This is a genomic window from Castellaniella sp. (assembly GCF_049651205.1).
In the GTDB taxonomy this organism is placed as follows: Bacteria; Pseudomonadota; Gammaproteobacteria; order Burkholderiales; family Burkholderiaceae_B; genus Castellaniella.
Genome location: NZ_JBASBR010000019.1, coordinates 1 through 15,245, shown reverse-complemented (window position 1 = coordinate 15,245; position 15,245 = coordinate 1). Strand labels below are relative to the sequence as shown.

At 59.3% G+C, this 15,245-nt stretch carries 14 protein-coding genes; 5 read left to right on the top strand and 9 right to left on the bottom strand.

Annotation, left to right across the window (positions count from 1 at the left end; genetic code table 11):
* Positions 1-20: 20 nt before the first annotated feature.
* Genes WA928_RS12455 through WA928_RS12435 form a run of 5 tightly spaced genes read right to left on the bottom strand, consistent with a single transcriptional unit; the run spans position 21 to position 4,369 of the window.
* The gene (locus WA928_RS12455) at positions 21-1,406 is read right to left on the bottom strand and encodes an amino acid permease (protein WP_417275870.1); all 1,386 of its coding nucleotides are present in this window, start codon (positions 1,404-1,406) and stop codon (positions 21-23) included.
* Positions 1,407-1,462: 56 nt separating this feature from the next.
* Positions 1,463-1,933 (bottom strand): HIT family protein, encoded by a 471-nt coding sequence (locus WA928_RS12450; RefSeq protein WP_417275871.1) that lies wholly within the window; start codon positions 1,931-1,933, stop codon positions 1,463-1,465.
* Entirely contained in the window at positions 1,930-2,748 is an 819-nt protein-coding gene (gene trpC, locus WA928_RS12445; protein ID WP_424304207.1) for an indole-3-glycerol phosphate synthase TrpC, read from the bottom strand. The genes WA928_RS12450 and trpC overlap by 4 nt, the downstream gene beginning before the upstream one ends.
* The gene (gene trpD / locus WA928_RS12440) at positions 2,748-3,779 is read right to left on the bottom strand and encodes an anthranilate phosphoribosyltransferase (protein WP_417275872.1); all 1,032 of its coding nucleotides are present in this window, start codon (positions 3,777-3,779) and stop codon (positions 2,748-2,750) included. Before trpD ends, trpC begins: the two co-directional genes overlap by 1 nt.
* Before the next feature lie 23 nt (positions 3,780-3,802).
* On the bottom strand, positions 3,803-4,369 hold the full coding sequence (locus WA928_RS12435) for an anthranilate synthase component II (protein ID WP_424304081.1): 567 nt from the start codon (positions 4,367-4,369) through the stop codon (positions 3,803-3,805).
* Positions 4,370-4,770: 401 nt separating this feature from the next.
* Here WA928_RS12435 and lldR point away from each other — a divergent pair, with 401 nt between their 5' ends.
* Positions 4,771-5,523 carry a transcriptional regulator LldR gene (gene lldR / locus WA928_RS12430; RefSeq protein WP_424304078.1) on the top strand — a complete coding sequence of 251 codons (753 nt, stop codon included), beginning with the start codon at positions 4,771-4,773 and terminating at the stop codon, positions 5,521-5,523.
* Between the two features lie 17 nt (positions 5,524-5,540).
* On the top strand, positions 5,541-6,677 hold the full coding sequence (gene lldD / locus WA928_RS12425; RefSeq protein WP_424304075.1) for an FMN-dependent L-lactate dehydrogenase LldD: 1,137 nt from the start codon (positions 5,541-5,543) through the stop codon (positions 6,675-6,677).
* Between the two features lie 362 nt (positions 6,678-7,039).
* Here lldD and trpE read toward each other — a convergent pair whose 3' ends face one another.
* From trpE to rpe, 3 genes are all read right to left on the bottom strand, one after another.
* Complete coding sequence (gene trpE / locus WA928_RS12420) at positions 7,040-8,560, bottom strand: anthranilate synthase component I (RefSeq protein WP_424304072.1); 1,521 nt, start codon at positions 8,558-8,560, stop codon at positions 7,040-7,042.
* A gap of 173 nt (positions 8,561-8,733) precedes the next feature.
* Positions 8,734-9,432 carry a phosphoglycolate phosphatase gene (locus WA928_RS12415; protein ID WP_424304204.1) on the bottom strand — a complete coding sequence of 233 codons (699 nt, stop codon included), beginning with the start codon at positions 9,430-9,432 and terminating at the stop codon, positions 8,734-8,736.
* Between the two features lie 151 nt (positions 9,433-9,583).
* Entirely contained in the window at positions 9,584-10,300 is a 717-nt protein-coding gene (rpe, locus tag WA928_RS12410; RefSeq protein ID WP_424304069.1) for a ribulose-phosphate 3-epimerase, read from the bottom strand.
* 121 nt (positions 10,301-10,421) lie between these two features.
* Between rpe and WA928_RS12405 the strand changes: the two genes are divergently transcribed.
* From WA928_RS12405 to WA928_RS12395, 3 genes are read left to right on the top strand one after another with little or no spacing between them, the layout of a single operon-like run.
* Positions 10,422-11,699 (top strand): murein transglycosylase A, encoded by a 1,278-nt coding sequence (locus tag WA928_RS12405; protein WP_424304066.1) that lies wholly within the window; start codon positions 10,422-10,424, stop codon positions 11,697-11,699.
* A gap of 10 nt (positions 11,700-11,709) precedes the next feature.
* Positions 11,710-12,894 (top strand): FAD-dependent monooxygenase, encoded by a 1,185-nt coding sequence (locus WA928_RS12400; RefSeq protein WP_424304063.1) that lies wholly within the window; start codon positions 11,710-11,712, stop codon positions 12,892-12,894.
* 14 nt (positions 12,895-12,908) lie between these two features.
* On the top strand, positions 12,909-13,742 hold the full coding sequence (locus WA928_RS12395) for a DsbC family protein (RefSeq protein WP_424304060.1): 834 nt from the start codon (positions 12,909-12,911) through the stop codon (positions 13,740-13,742).
* Between the two features lie 94 nt (positions 13,743-13,836).
* Here the strand turns inward: WA928_RS12395 and WA928_RS12390 are convergent, their stop codons facing one another.
* Positions 13,837-14,970 (bottom strand): ABC transporter substrate-binding protein, encoded by a 1,134-nt coding sequence (locus tag WA928_RS12390; RefSeq protein WP_424304201.1) that lies wholly within the window; start codon positions 14,968-14,970, stop codon positions 13,837-13,839.
* Between the last annotated feature and the right edge of the window lie 275 nt (positions 14,971-15,245).

The following is a 15,245-nucleotide window of genomic DNA, read 5'->3' as shown; positions in this document are numbered from 1 at the left end:
GTGCTCTCAGAGCACCCTTTTTATTGCCGCCGCAAGCGGTAGCCTGCATACAGCACGGCCAGCCATACGGGCAGCACGTACACGGCGGGGCGGGTATCTTCCAACTGTGTCATCAGGGCAATCAGCATCAGCAAAAAGCCTGCGCACAGATAGTTGGCCCAGGGAAACCCTGGCGCACGAAAATACAGCTTTGATGCTGCATGCGCGCGCCGAAACCGCAGATGCACCAGCACGATCATCATCCAGGTGGTGGCTGCTGCAGCCGTGGCCACCGCCATGATGCGCATGAAGGCGCCTTCGGGCACTAAAAAATTGACAACAACAATAACCAGCGTGCAGGCTGAAGAGAACAGGATCCCCACCCACGGCACCTGGCGGGCACTGAGTGTCAGGAACGCTTTTGGGGCGTTGCCCTGCTGGGCCAGGCTGTACAGCATGCGGCCATTGCTATAGATGCCGCTGTTGTAAACAGAAATGGCCGCTGTAAGTACCACCAGGTTAAGGATGTCTGGGGCGGCGGGGATGCCCAGGTGCGAGAAGATCATCACAAACGGGCTGCCTTGCAGCCCGATCTGGTTCCAGGGATACAAGATCACCAGGACTGTCAGTGCGCCAACGTAAAACAGCAAGATCCGCCAAAGGACCTGGTTGATGGCCTTGGGGATGCTTTGCCGGGGGTTATCGGCTTCGCCGGCTGTAATGCCGATCAGCTCGGTACCGCCAAACGAAAACATCACCACCACCAGGGATAGCAGCAGGCCGTGAAACCCGTGCGGCAAAAAGCCTCCGTGCGCCCACAGATTGCTGAGGCCATCGGCTTTTTGGTCGGTGCCCAAAACAATCAGCAGCAGCCCCAGCACTATCATGCCAATGATGGCAGCCACCTTGATGAAGGCCAGCCAGAATTCGCTTTCGCCGTACAGGCGGACGTTAAGCAGATTAAGGCCCGTGATGGCCACCAGCACCACAAGTGCTGTTGCCCAGGGCGGAAACCCGGGCAACCAGTAATTGACGTAGATGCCGGCCACGGACAGCTCGGCCATGCTGACCAGGATATAAAGCAGCCAGTAGTTCCAGCCTGATAAGAATCCGGCGAAGCCACCCCAGTAGCGATAGGCGAAATAGCTGAAGGCGCCTGATACCGGCTCTTGGGTAGACATCTCTCCGAGCATGCGCATGACCAGATAGATGATGCTGCCGCCAATGAGGTAAGACAGAATGATGCCGGGACCCACCAGCTGGATGGACGCCGCAGAGCCATAAAACAGGCCGGTGCCGATGGCGCCACCCAGGGCAATCATCTGGATGTGCCGGTTCTTGAGTGTCCGGGCCAGAGAATTTGAAGGGTCTGCGCTGGGTTGCGGCACGGGGATGCCACCGTCTGAAGCCCGTGTGCTGCTTGTCATGGTCTTGGGTACAAAATGATTGAGTCATTGATCCGGCGCGGGTGGCCGTGCCGGGGTTAGTGTGGAATCTGGCGGATGGCCTCATGAAGGGCGTGTACCCGGGGCTGCAGGGCATCTGTGTGCGATTGCCACGCTGCCTGGTGCTCGGGTGTTTGCTTGGAGGGTGCCCAGATGGCGTCTGGAAAGCACGGATCTGTGCGCCAACGCGGAATCACATGCCAGTGCACATGGGCCACCTGATTGCCCAGGCTGGCCACATTGATTTTGTCCGGGTGCAGCAGCTGCCTTTGCAGGGCTTCTACCTGAAACACCAGGTGCATCAGGGTTTGCTGTTCGGGCGCCGATAGATCGCTCATCTCGGCTACGTGCGCACGCCAGACCAGCCGTACATAGCCTATAAAGGGGGTGTCAGGCACATGGATGATACGCAACTGTGGGGATTCCCACAGCGTGTTCTCCAGTTGCTTGTCACATAAAGGGCAATCGGGTTGGCCGGCCGTCGTGGGGCGGCTGCTGGCTGTTGTCATGTGGCGTTCCGGCCGCCCTGGTCGCGGTCAAAAAACAGGGCTTGCAGGGCCACGCCGGGATCGGGCTCACGCATAAAGGCCTCACCCACCAGAAATGCCTGTACGCCGTGTGCGCGCATGCGGTCGACATCAGTCGTCTGCAAAATGCCGCTTTCGGTGATCACCCGCTTGCCTTCCGGTAACGTCTTGAGCATGTCCAGCGTGGTTTCCAGGCGGGTGTCGAAGGTGCGCAGATTGCGGTTGTTGATTCCGAGCAAAGATGTCTGCAGGGCCAGTGCGGCATCCAGTTCGTTGGCGTCGTGGATTTCCACCAAAACATCCATACCCAGTTCGGTGGCCACTGCTTCAAGCTCGAGCAGCTGGCTGGGGCTTAGCGCGGCGGCAATCAGCAACACGCAATCTGCCCCCAGGGCGCGGGCGTGGATTACCTGATAAGGATCAATCAGGAAGTCTTTGCGCAGCACCGGCAGGCTGCAGGCTGCCCGTGCCTGGCGCAGGTGGTCGTAACCCCCTTGAAAAAATTGCACGTCGGTAAGTACCGACAGGCAGGCCGCCCCGTGGCAGGCGTAGCTGGTGGCAATCTCACTAGGGTGAAAATCGGGCCGGATGACGCCTTTGGAAGGGGAAGCCTTTTTGATTTCTGCGATAACCGCCGGTTTGCCTTGTGCGATTTTGTCTTCGATGGCTCGGGCAAACCCACGGATATCGTTGCGGCTGCGTGCCTCGCGCAGAAGCTCGGCTTCACTGCGCATTTGGCGTGCAGTGGCTACCTCGATGCGTTTGGCGTCCAGAATTTCCTTGAGAATATTGCTCATCATGCAAACCTTTGGGTGTACTGCCGGAATTGTTCAAGTTTGTCGCGGGCAGCGCCAGATGCGATGAGCTCGGCTGCGCGCTGGATGCCGTGCTGGATCGAAGTGGCCTGATTGCCAGCATACAGTGCCAGCCCTGCATTTAGGATGACAATGTCACGCGCAGTGCCGGCGGTGTTGTTCAGGGCGGCCTGCACCAGTTGTGCGGATTCGTCACGGTTGGCTACCTTGATACTGCGGTTCGATACCATAGCCATGCCGAAGTCTTCTGGGTGGATCTCGTACTCGCGCACTTCGCCATCCTTGAGTTCACCGATCAGTGTGGAAGCGCCCAGCGAGGCTTCGTCCATGCCGTCTTTGCCATGCACAATCAACACGTGGCGGCTACCCAGCCGTTGCAGCACGCGCACCTGGATCCCGACGAGGTCGGGGTGAAACACGCCCATCAGCTGGTTGAGGGCACCGGCCGGATTGGTAAGCGGTCCGAGGATATTGAAAATTGTGCGCACGCCAAGCTCACGGCGCACGGCGGCAACGTTTTTCATGGCACCGTGATGTGCCGGAGCAAACATAAAGCCAATGCCGGTGGCTTCGATAGACTCTGCCACTTGTTCAGGCTTGGCCGCGATGCATACGCCCAGGGCTTCCAGCACGTCGGCGCTGCCCGACGACGAGGAAGCACTGCGATTGCCGTGTTTGGCGATTTTGACGCCGCCCGCGGCTGCCACAAACATGGCCGCCGTAGAGATATTGAATGTCTTTGATCCGTCGCCGCCGGTGCCGCACATATCCAGCAGGTCTTGCGGGTACGGGGTGGTGACACCGAGGGCAAACTCTCTCATCACCTGTGCCGCTGCGGTAATCTCGCCCACCGTTTCTTTCTTGACACGTAGGCCCATCAGCAAGGCGGCCGACAGTTGCGGTGAGACTTCACCGCGCATCAGCATGCGCATGAGTTCCAGCATTTCATCGTGAAAGATTTCACGGTGTTCGATGCAACGTACCAGTGCTTCATTGGGTGTGATCAATGGCATGAGAGTGTCCTTGGAAGAGATATTCAGAGATTCAGGAAGTTGCGCAGCAGGTCGTGGCCATGTTCGCTGAGGATGGACTCGGGGTGAAACTGCACCCCATAGACGGGAAGCGTCTTGTGAGCCACACCCATAATCTCGCCATCGGCGGTTTCTGCGGTGATGGTCAGGCAATCTGGCAGGCTGGCTTTTTCGATGGCCAGCGAGTGATAGCGCGTTACTTCAAAGGGAGAGGGCAGACCCGAGAACACATCTGTGCCGGTATGCGTGATGGACGAGACCTTGCCGTGCATCAGGGTTTGGGCACGCACGATGTGCCCGCCGTAGGCTGCGCCAATGGCCTGATGGCCCAGACAAACACCCAGGATGGGCTTGCGTCCCGCAAAGTGGCGGATCAGGTCAATGGAGATGCCGGCTTCGGCGGGTGTGCAGGGCCCTGGAGACACGCAGATGCGGTCTGGGTTCATGCGTTCGATGGTGTCGAGATCGATATGGTCGTTGCGGGCCACCTCGACGTCCACGCCAAGCTCGCCAAAGTATTGAACCAGGTTGTAGGTAAAGGAATCGTAGTTGTCGAGCATCAATAGCTTCATGATCAAGCATTTCCTTGGTCAGAAACCGCCGTGCTGGGGACAGAGGGGGGGAACAATCTTTGCCGGCCAGAACGGCGGCAAAGTGCGATAAACACGCATGAGGATGCCGCCTCTATGAGAGGCGCCACCAGCTTGATGAGTGTGTGGTCGCGTGAAAAATCATGCATCGATTCTACTGTGTGGGCGGGTTGCTGTCGAGTGCCAGCAAAAAATAAAATGGTCTTACCAATTATAAAGAGTCTAAATAAATGATTGACCATTGAATTCATAGGTTTCTATAATCATTGGGTAAATAGATGATTGCCAAGTGGTCTGGCCATTTGTGTGGCTAACCATCCGGCGATTTGCCTGGCAGATGGTTTATTTGCGGCCTGTCATGTCCTGTTTCTTGGTTTGTTCCCATGCGATTATCCGACCGTCTTGCTGAAGCGCTCCTGGGTCTGGTGCGTGATCGCGGGCTGAAACCCGGTGATCGCTTGCCCTCCGAGCGCCAGTTGGCGCAGGATTTGGCCGCCTCTCGCTCATCAATCCGCGAAGCCATCCATCAGTTGGCTAGCCAGGGGGTGTTGTATAGCCGGCAGGGTGGTGGCACCTTTTTGCAGGCGCCTGCCGATCTTGCCAGCACCTGGCCACGTCGCCAGATTGGCGGGCTGCGAGATCTATTGGTGTCTGATCCCGATTACCGTTACGACGTGCTTGAAGCACGCCATGCGCTTGAGGGCGGCACGGCATGGCATGCAGCCTTGCGTGCAACGCCGGATGATATTGTGCGGATTCAAACCTGCTTTGATGACCTGCAACGTTTCCAGGACGAGGCCGACGCCAATTTATCGGCCGAAGCCGATGCACGGTTTCATCTGGCCATCGCCGAGGCTTCCCACAATGCGGTGCTGATCCAGATGATGCGTGGCTTGTTTGATCTCCTGCGCTCTACGGTAACCGAGAGCCGGCAGCGGATGTACACCATGCCGGATACGCAAGGGCAATTGCTGCGGCAGCATCGTGCAATAAAGGACGCCATCTCGCAGGGCGACGCCAGTGGTGCCCGTGCAGCAATTTGGCAGCATCTGCAGTTCATACATGCCGCGATGCGGCAACTGGACGAAGACGAGGCTCGCCAGGCAAGGTCTTCGCGTCTGATTCATTTTCCTTAACCCCGGACACTGTCTTCATGATTATTTCTGCTTCCACTGATTATCGTGCAGCCGCCAAGCGGCGTTTGCCGCCGTTCTTGTTTCATTATGCCGACGGCGGCGCTTATGCCGAATACACCTTGCAGCACAACGTCAGTGATCTGTCGTCTGTGGCGCTGCGCCAGCGAGTGCTTAACGATATGTCGCAGCTGGATCTCACTACCCGCCTGTTTAACGAGACACTCTCCATGCCTGTCGCCCTGGGGCCTGTGGGTCTGACAGGCATGTTTGCCCGGCGTGGTGAGGTTCAGGCCGCCCAGGCAGCCGAACAGCACGGCATTCCGTTCACGATGTCGACGGTGTCTGTTTGCCCTATTGAAGAAGTGGCGCCGGCCATCAATCGGCCGATGTGGTTTCAGCTTTATGTACTCAAAGACCGTGGCTTCATGAAAAGCGTGCTGCAGCGTGCCCGGGATGCGGGGGTCTCAACCTTGGTGTTTACCGTGGATATGCCGGTGCCGGGCGCGCGCTATCGCGACGCCCATTCGGGGATGAGCGGGCCGTATGCCAACTGGCGGCGTTATCTCCAGGCGGTGTGCCATCCGCGCTGGTCGTGGGATGTTGGCCTGTGGGGGCGTCCGCATGACCTAGGCAATGTATCCAGGTATCTTGGTACCCCGACGGGTCTCGAAGACTACATCGGCTGGCTGGGCGCCAATTTTGATCCCTCTATTTCCTGGAAAGATCTGCAGTGGATTCGTGATTTCTGGGAAGGCCCGATGGTGATCAAGGGGATTCTCGACCCCGAGGATGCACGTGACGCAGTACGGTTTGGTGCCGACGGGATCATTGTGTCCAATCACGGCGGACGTCAGCTGGATGGGGTGTTATCTACGGCGCGGGCATTGCCGGCAATTGCCGATGCGGTCAAAGGTGAGATCACGCTGCTGGCCGATTCCGGGGTCCGGACGGGGCTGGATGTGGTGCGGATGCTGGCCTTGGGGGCGGATACCGTGCTGCTGGGGCGTGCGTGGTTGTACGCTTTGTCGGTGGGGGGGCGTGCAGGTGTTTCGCAGTTGCTGTCGTTGATCGAGAAGGAGATGCGGGTGGCGATGACGCTGACGGGGGCGCGGACAATTGGGGATATCACGCGGGAGCTGTTGGTGCGTGAGTGAAGAGGTGCGGGTGGGGTTTTAGGTGCTTTTTTGTTAGAGCTCGGCCAACGTTGATGGGGGTTTCAGGACAGGAGCTGCGCAACAGTCCTGAAACCCCCATCAACGTCGTCCTGACGATTTTGAGCGGGCTATATTCTTGCGTAATGCTGAGCGGTTGTGTTCTTGGTGTGACACAGATCTATTTTGGCGATCGTTCACGGGGAGTTCCAGGACTGTTGCGCAGCTCCTGTCCTGGAACTCCCCGTGAATGATCGCCTAGCGATAAAGGTTACATTAATGCAGTTGTGCAGTTGCCTTGTATGCGCTGTAAAAAATAATCTGGCGGGGACGTTGCGTGAGGCTTGTCAATAACAGCTAAAGCCTTAAATAGGCTCGTCCAGGCCAAACTGTACTTGCTCGGCGGCGCGTAAAAGCGCACGGGCCTTGGCCTCGGTTTCCTGCCATTCTTTCTCGGGGTCGGAGTCGGCAACGATGCCGGCGGCAGCCTGGACGTAAAGCATGCCGTCGCGGATGATCCCTGTGCGGATGGCGATGGCCAGATCCATTTCACCGCCGTAGCTCAGGTAGCCGGCTGCGCCACCGTAGATACCACGGCGGACTGGTTCGAGTTCATCGATGATTTCCATCGCACGCACTTTCGGGGCGCCGGTAAGTGTGCCCGCGGGGAAAGTGGCGCGCAGGACGTCCATGTTGCTCATGTTGTCGTTAAGCTCGCCGCAGACGTTGGAGACCAGGTGCATGACGTGCGAGTAGCGCTCGATGGTCATGGTGTCGGTGACCTCGACGGTACCGGTTTTGGCCACGCGGCCGATGTCGTTGCGGGCGAGATCGATCAGCATGACATGTTCAGCGCGCTCTTTGGGATCGGCCAGGAGTTCTTGCTCGAGTTGCTGGTCTTGTTCTTGGGTGGTGCCGCGTTTGCGGGTGCCGGCAAGAGGGCGAATGGTGACCATTTCGCGGGTGGCGTCGCCCTGGCCTTCGCGGTCCTGTCTGACAAGGATTTCTGGAGAGGCGCCAACCACATGGAAAGTGTCGAAGTTCCAGTAGTACATGTACGGCGAGGGATTGAGCGAACGCAGGGCGCGGTACAGCGAGAGCGGTGAGTCGCGAAATGGCTTGGCGATGACCTGGCCCACTTGTACCTGCATGAGGTCGCCGGCGGCAATGTACTCTTTGGCTTTCAGTACAGCCTGGATGTAATCCTCTTTTTTGAAATCGCGTTCGGTGGGGGTTTGCATGCTGGCGTATGCGTAAGGGATGACCACCGGGGTGCGCAGTTTTTCGCGCAGGGCTTTAAGACGCCGACGGGCCAGGGCGTAGGCTTCTGGCTGAGCGGGGTCGGCGTAGACGATGAGGTAGGTGCGCCCGGCCAAGTTGTCGACGATGACGAGTTCATCGACTTGCATGAGCATGATGTCCGGGGTGCCGGGCTGCTGGCCGGCGGGGCGTGGCTTGACGCAAGGACCCAAACGGGGCTCGATGTGGCGTACGGTGTCATAGCCAAAATAACCAGCCAGGCCCCCGGCAAAGCGGGGCATGCCGGGGCGCAGTGCGACTTTAAATCGCGTTTGGTAGTCTTCGATGAAGGCAAGGGGATCGCCCTCGTGCGTCTCGATGACCTGGCCCTGGTGCACGACTTCGGTGGTGGTTCCGGTGGCACGGATCAGGGTTTTGGCGGGCAGGCCAATAAACGAGTAGCGGCCGAAGCGCTCGCCGCCCACCACAGATTCCATCAGGCAGCTGTTGCGGCCGGCTTCGGGGCCGGCATGCGCCAACTTCAGGTAGATGGCTAGGGGGGTATCCAGATCGGCGTAGGTTTCCGCGATCAGGGGGATACGGTTATAGCCTTGTGCAGCCAGTGCGTTGAATTCGATTTCTGTCATGATGGTCTGGAGTGTGGTTGGGCCGAGACAGAAAAGCCCGGCCATTGGATGATCCGGGCTTTGAAGGAAGGGCGGCGCCAAACAGTAGTGCCAGCCAAATTGCCATTACCCGGAGCGCAGGCGCCACCAGCGCCAGGTGGCGCCAATGGTGATCGGGTAATAGCGAAAGCTGTTCATGCGTATTGTGGATCTTGGCTTGCGGCCTGTTCTGGATTGGCAGCCCACTGGGCCGCTTCGATTAGCGAACTCACTATAGCATCGACGGGCAGGGTCTGCACAGGCTGGCCTTCGTTGTAGCCGTAGGGCAGGGCCAGTGCACGCATGCCGGCTGCTTTGGCCGCCAGTGCATCGTTGATGGAGTCGCCGATGAACAGGGTTTGTGAGGGTGTCACACCCAGCAGATCGCAGGCATGAAACAGGGGCAGGGGATCAGGTTTTTTGCGTTCGCAGGTGTCACCACACACGATCGCGTCAAAGTAGTCAGTCAAGCCCATCTGCTGCAAAAGAGGCGGGGTGAACTCGGTACCCTTGTTGGTTACAACAGCCATCCGGCAGCCTTGGTTGCGAAACGCCTCCAGGCCAGCGATGACACCGGGGAAGACCGTGCTGCGCCGGCCACTGATGGCCCGATAGTGGTCTTTGAATCGCGCCAGCCCGCGCATCACTTGTTCGACACTGGCGGCTGGGCCGTTGTGGCTGATCGCGCGGATGACGAGCTGCTCGATGCCTTTGCCCACAAAGCTTGCAATCAGGCCTTCGGGCAAGAAGGGGAGGCCCATATCCTGACGCATCGCGTTGGTGGCGTCGGCGAGGTCGGGGATTGTGTGCACTAAAGTGCCGTCCAGATCGAACAGAATTCCGGAGAAATGCATGAGTTTGCGTTGCTGGTGCGGCCTGACAATGGTGTGGCCGGGCCGCTGGATGAGTGGCTGGATGCGATGTGGAGACACATCCCCATGGGGCCTAATGGTAGCACCCCATGTCGGAATTGTGCCGCTTAGCGGGCGTGCAGAAACAATTGTTTCAGCCGGCGGCTTGTGCCTGACGCAGAGCGTCTGCCTGTGCGATGCCCTGGCGCATGGTCTGAATGACTTGGGCGTAGTCGGCTTGCCCAAAGATGGCTGACCCCGCCACAAAGGCATCTGCGCCGGCGGCCCGGATGTCAGTGATGTTGTCGGTTTTGACGCCGCCGTCTACCTCGAGAGCGATAGCCTGGCCACCGTTTGCCTGCCAGTGCTCGATGCGCTGGCGTGCTTCTCGTAGTTTTTGCAGTGTATGAGGAATAAACGATTGCCCTCCGAAACCCGGGTTGACCGACATCAGCAGGACGAGATCCAGGCGCTCCATCACATGATCCATCCACTGCAATGGTGTGGCAGGGTTGAATACCAGCCCCGCCTGGCAGCCATGGTCGCGGATCAGGGACAGCGTGCGGTCGACGTGCCGGGATGCTTCGGGGTGAAAGCTGATGATATTGGCGCCTGCCTTGGCAAAGGCGGGGATCAAGGCATCAACGGGCTCGACCATCAGATGGACGTCGATGGGGGCCTGGGTATGGGGCCGCAGGGCCGCGCACACCATGGGGCCGATGGTGAGGTTGGGGACAAAATGGTTGTCCATGACATCAAAATGAATCCAGTCGGCGCCGGCGGCAATCACGGCAGTGGTTTCTTCTCCGAGGCGGGCGAAATCCGCGGACAGCAGACTGGGGGCGATGCGGGCGGGGGGCAGGGGCGTCATGGGGCAGGCAATTGTGTAAGGGGTGTCCAGATTTGGATACAGGCTGGGGCCAAACCATATAGTGGATATGTCATGATATTGGTTTGACAGCCATCTCCATTTTAGAGCACCTGGTCCTCGTATGAAAAAGCTTCTTTGGCTTGCCGCTGCATTGTTGCTTGGCGCCTGTTCTTCGGTTCCCCTCGAAGAACCCGGGACGCCGGGACAAGGCCCCGAACCCTCTGCGGTGTCACGGCCTCTGGTGGTGCCGCCGCTGGCGTCGCTACCCGAAACCCCTGCGCGCCGTTTGCAAGGGCATTATGTGGCGGTTTCCTGGCAGCAGTTGCCGGGCTGGGACAACGACAACCTTGCGCATGTCTGGAAAGCTTTCCTCAATAATTGCAAGGGCCTGATGCGGCCAGTGTCAGGGTCTTTGGCTGTACCGGCCCGGGCGGCACCACGGGTCTGGCAGCCGGTGTGCCAGGCGGCCGTCCGGTCGGGGCTGGATGCACGTTCGACAGGCGCACCCGTGCGTGATTTTCTGCAACAGCAACTGCGGCCCTGGCAACTTGATCAATCCGCCGGACGGGCGGCCAGTGGCACAGTGACCGGCTACTACGAACCCCTCATCCGCGCATCCAAACAGCAAACCGGCGAATATCAATGGCCGTTATACGCCACCCCGCCGGATCTCCTCACCATCGATCTGGGAGCGGTGTATCCCGAGCTTGCCGGCAAGCGGGTGCGTGGCAAACTAGAGGGCCGGCGGGTGGTGCCCTACGACACACGGGCCGAGATTGCTGCCAATCCGGCACGTCAGCCACCAGTCATTGTCTGGGCCAACGATCCGGTCGAGGCCTTCTTTCTGCAGATTCAGGGTTCGGGGCGCGCGGTGTTGCCCGATGGCACCACCATTCGTCTGGCATATGACGATCACAATGGCCGTCCGTATGTTTCCATCGGACAGTGGCTGGCCCGCCAGGGAGAAATGCCCCTGGCCAAGACATCCATGCAAAACATCAAGCAGTGGGCACGCGATCACCCCGATCGAGTGCAACAGATGCTCAACGTCAACCCTGCCATGGTGTTTTTCCGTGCAGAGGCCATCCCGGATCCAGAACTAGGCCCTAGCGGCGCCTATGGAGTACCCTTAATGGCACAGCGGGCCGTCGCGGTGGACACCAATTATGTTCCACTCGGCACTCCCTTATGGCTGGCTACCAAGCAACCGGGTGGCGCCGGGCCTTTGCAGCGGCTGGTGTTTGCGCAAGATACCGGCGCGGCCATCAAGGGTGCCGCGCGGGCTGATTTTTATTGGGGCACTGGCGACGAGGCCGGCGCCCAGGCTGGGCGGATGAAGCAGGCCGGGCAAATGTGGCTTTTGTGGCCGGTTCGCGCCGGGGCGCCTGCCGCCCGCTAAAGGACACCTCATGAGCAACTCTTCGATTGTGGTCTGTGGCACAGGTATTGCAGGTTTGGCTTGTGCCCTGGGGCTGGCGCGTGCCGGGTTTTCGGCCACTTTGCTGGGGCCAAGGCAAGTGCCTGCGGCCCGCCCCTCCGATGACTATCACCCGCGCGTATACGCCATTTCGCAGGCTAGCCGGGATCTTCTCGATTCTTTGGGTGCATGGCGTCTGATGGATTTCAACCGCGTCAGCCCGGTCGAATCCATGGAAATCTATGGTGATGCACAGGGGCATATCAATTTGTCTGCCTGGCAAGATGTCCGGGAGGCGCTGGCCTGGATTGTCGAGTCCAGTGAGCTCGAGCGCGCCCTGCAGCAGGCGGTGCAGGTACTAGGCATCCCCTGGCGCGAAGACCATTTTGTAGGTCTGGATACCAATGCGGCAGGTGTGCAGGTGCATACTCGCCAAACGGGCACGATTCAGGCGCAATTGCTGGTGGGGGCCGATGGTGCGCGCTCGCCTGTGCGTCAGGCTGCCGGCATCCACCATGATTACACCCCGTATGGCGATATGGGTGTGGTGGCGCACCTCGATCTCCAATACCCACATCAACAGCGGGCCTGCCAGTGGTTTACAGGCGACAGCGTATTTGCATTGCTGCCTTTGCCGGATACGGCAAAGGGGCCCCAGGCATCGCTGGTGTGGTCGATGCCGCAGGGCCAGGCGCAGGCCTGGATGGCCCAGGATGAACCTGCCCAACAGGCCTTTTTAGCCACACATGCCCAGGCCATTACCGGCGGACGTCTGGGGAAACTGGCCCTGCGCTCGCGCCCTCAAGGTTTTCCCCTTACCTTCGAGCGCACCGCGATGGTGGCCCCCGGTGTGGCATTGGTGGGCGATGCGGCGCACCGCGTCCATCCGCTGGCCGGGCAAGGTCTTAATTTGGGGCTGGGAGATGTCCGTACGCTGGTGCAAGTATTGCTGGCGCGTGGGCCACATCGTCTGCCCGGAGATGTACAGGTTCTGGCATGCTATCGTCGCCGACGTGCCGAGCCGGTTCTGGCCATGAGCCTGGCCACGCATGGCTTGCACCGTCTGTTTGGCAGTGGCTGGGCGCCATTGGCCTGGGTACGCAATCAGGGCATGCAAATGGCTGATCAAATTCCGTTTATTAAACGCCGGCTGATTCAAGCAGCGGCCGGCGAGTGACATCCGAGGTTCATATGAAATTCCCCTTGATAATGGCAGGCCTTGCCTTGTGTGTCAGCAGCCTGCCTGTAATGGCTCAGCCAGATGCGCAGGTATTAAGCACGTCGAAGCCGGCAATGTCTACGCCAAATGCGTCGCCTGTGCCCGGCGCCGCATCCGGTGGTGCGCAGGTGCTGTCCACCCAGGCAGCGCCCACTGCACAACAGACACAAACCATCACCAAGGCCTTTGAGACACGGTTTCCAGGGATCCACGTGGATGGTGTGCGCCTGACGCCGATGCCCGGTCTTTTCGAGGTGCAGGTCGGACTGGATCTTTTATATACCGATGCACAGGTAAATTACGTGTTGCAAGGGTCTTTGATCGACGCCAAGGCCCGCCGCGACCTTACCGCCGAGCGGCTGGAAGTCCTGCAGCAGGTGGCGTTTGACAGCCTGCCACTGGATCATGCTATCCGCCAGGTAAAAGGCACGGGGGCCCGTAAGGTGGCTGTGTTTGAAGATCCCAATTGCGGGTATTGCAAACAGCTGCACCATACTCTTCAAGACGTGGATAACGTTACGGTGTACACCTTTCTGTTTCCGATTCTCGCACCAGACTCCAGCACGAAAGCGCGTGATATCTGGTGCTCGGCAGATCCGGCCAAGGCCTGGAAGGCCTGGATGGTGGATGGTCAGTTGCCGCCAACCGCCGAATGCGACACCCCCATCCAGGACAATCTGGCGTTGGGGCGCAAACTGAAGGTGCAAGGCACTCCGGCACTGTTTTTTGCAGATGGTGGCCGCGTCAATGGTGCCCTGCCACTAGAGGCGCTTAAACAACGCCTGGATGCCCAAGGCAAAAGCTGATCTGATCAAAGGCGCCGATGGTGCGCAACGTGTGTCGTCCGGGCCTGTGTGCCGGCAAGCGGGGGCTGCCTCTACGCTTGCCAAGCCTGCCTGCTTAGTGCAGCAGTACCCAGTGGCCGTTTTTTACGGTGATCAGTTCGCGGCCACGCTGGTCAAATCCGCTGTGATCTTCGGGGCTCATGTTGTATACCCCTTGGGTGGCCACGAGCTCGTGGGTTTGCTCCAGGGCGTCGCGTAACGCTTTGCGAAACTCGGGCGTGCCGGGTTTGGCTGTTTTGGCTGCAATCGGGATGGCATGCTGCAACAGCAGACCCGCATCGTACACATTGGCTCCAAATGTTGCTGGGCGCTCGCCATAGCGAGCCTCGTAGCGCTGGATATAGTCTTGTACGATGGGCTTTGAGGGGTTGCTGTCCGGAATCTCTGGTAGCACCAGCATCAGGCCGGCTGCCAGGATGGTGCCTTCGGTGGCCTTGCCGCCCAATTTTAAAAATGCAGGCAAGGCAGCCCCGTGGGTTTGGTAAAACTGCCCTTTGTAGCCTTGTTGTGCCAGCGTGGTTTGCGGCAGGGCAGCGGCCCCACCAGTGCCGGCCACCAGGATGGCATCGGGCTTGGCTGCCAGCAGTTTCAGCGCCTGGCCCGTGACAGAGCTGTCCGTGCGTTGGTAACGCTCGGAGACGATAAGATCCAGGCCGTTTTCTGCAGCCAGTTTGCTGAACACCTGGTGCCAGTCGTCGCCGTACGCGTCGGCAAAGCCAATAAAGCCCACCGTTTTGATTTTGCGTTTGACCATGTCACGCACCAGTGCCTGGGCGATGATGTCTGTGTTTTGTGTGGTTTTAAAGGCCCATTTCTTTTGCGCTGTCATGGGCAAAACAATTGACGCCGCTCCGACAGGCGCCAGCATGGGTGTGCCAGATTCTGCCGCAAACTGCAGCACGCTCATGGCGTTGGGAGAGCCGGTGGGCCCGATGATGGCGTCGACGTGGTCTTCGGAGATCAGTTTCTTGAAGGCGGTGACGGTTTGGGTGGGGTCGCTGGCATCATCAAGGCTGATGTATTCGACGGTGAGATCACCCGCCTTGGTGGGCAATAGGGGGACCGTGTTTTTTTGCGGGATCCCCACCAGCGCAGTGGGCCCCGTGGCAGAGGTGACAACGCCTATCTTGATTTGCGCAAAACTGGCCAAAGGCACGGTGAGTAATGCAGTGGCCAGTGCGGCCGCCATGAAACCAGTACGCACGAGTTGTCTCCTAGAAATTAAGTGGCTCGCCAAGACAGGCGATGCACATTGTGAGGATGATTTTATTGGAAAGACCTGCGTAGGCAAAGCCAAAAGGCCAGGAGTGATGCCCGGCCTTTTGGCTTGGGAAGCATGAGTCTGTTTAAAACTCTGTCCAATCTTCGGTATCGGTGGTGCTGGGGGCCGGGCGCCCGGGGGCGCGCAGTGCCGGCCGGTTGCCGGAGGCTGCGGGTTTGGCGGGCTCGGGCCGGGTGTGGGCC

What these genes read in the sequence shown, in the direction of transcription:
- lldD (WP_424304075.1), top strand. Translation starts at nt 5,541, where the DNA reads ATGATTATTTCTGCTTCCACTGATTATCGTGCAGCCGCCAAGCGGCGT.
- WA928_RS12450 (WP_417275871.1), bottom strand. Translation starts at nt 1,933, where the DNA reads ATGACAACAGCCAGCAGCCGCCCCACGACGGCCGGCCAACCCGATTGC.
- WA928_RS12390 (WP_424304201.1), bottom strand. Translation starts at nt 14,970, where the DNA reads ATGGCGGCCGCACTGGCCACTGCATTACTCACCGTGCCTTTGGCCAGT.
- WA928_RS12415 (WP_424304204.1), bottom strand. Translation starts at nt 9,432, where the DNA reads ATGCATTTCTCCGGAATTCTGTTCGATCTGGACGGCACTTTAGTGCAC.
- WA928_RS12405 (WP_424304066.1), top strand. Translation starts at nt 10,422, where the DNA reads ATGAAAAAGCTTCTTTGGCTTGCCGCTGCATTGTTGCTTGGCGCCTGT.
- WA928_RS12400 (WP_424304063.1), top strand. Translation starts at nt 11,710, where the DNA reads ATGAGCAACTCTTCGATTGTGGTCTGTGGCACAGGTATTGCAGGTTTG.
- WA928_RS12435 (WP_424304081.1), bottom strand. Translation starts at nt 4,369, where the DNA reads ATGAAGCTATTGATGCTCGACAACTACGATTCCTTTACCTACAACCTG.
- trpD (WP_417275872.1), bottom strand. Translation starts at nt 3,779, where the DNA reads ATGCCATTGATCACACCCAATGAAGCACTGGTACGTTGCATCGAACAC.
- WA928_RS12455 (WP_417275870.1), bottom strand. Translation starts at nt 1,406, where the DNA reads ATGACAAGCAGCACACGGGCTTCAGACGGTGGCATCCCCGTGCCGCAA.
- trpE (WP_424304072.1), bottom strand. Translation starts at nt 8,560, where the DNA reads ATGACAGAAATCGAATTCAACGCACTGGCTGCACAAGGCTATAACCGT.
- lldR (WP_424304078.1), top strand. Translation starts at nt 4,771, where the DNA reads ATGCGATTATCCGACCGTCTTGCTGAAGCGCTCCTGGGTCTGGTGCGT.
- WA928_RS12395 (WP_424304060.1), top strand. Translation starts at nt 12,909, where the DNA reads ATGAAATTCCCCTTGATAATGGCAGGCCTTGCCTTGTGTGTCAGCAGC.
- rpe (WP_424304069.1), bottom strand. Translation starts at nt 10,300, where the DNA reads ATGACGCCCCTGCCCCCCGCCCGCATCGCCCCCAGTCTGCTGTCCGCG.
- trpC (WP_424304207.1), bottom strand. Translation starts at nt 2,748, where the DNA reads ATGAGCAATATTCTCAAGGAAATTCTGGACGCCAAACGCATCGAGGTA.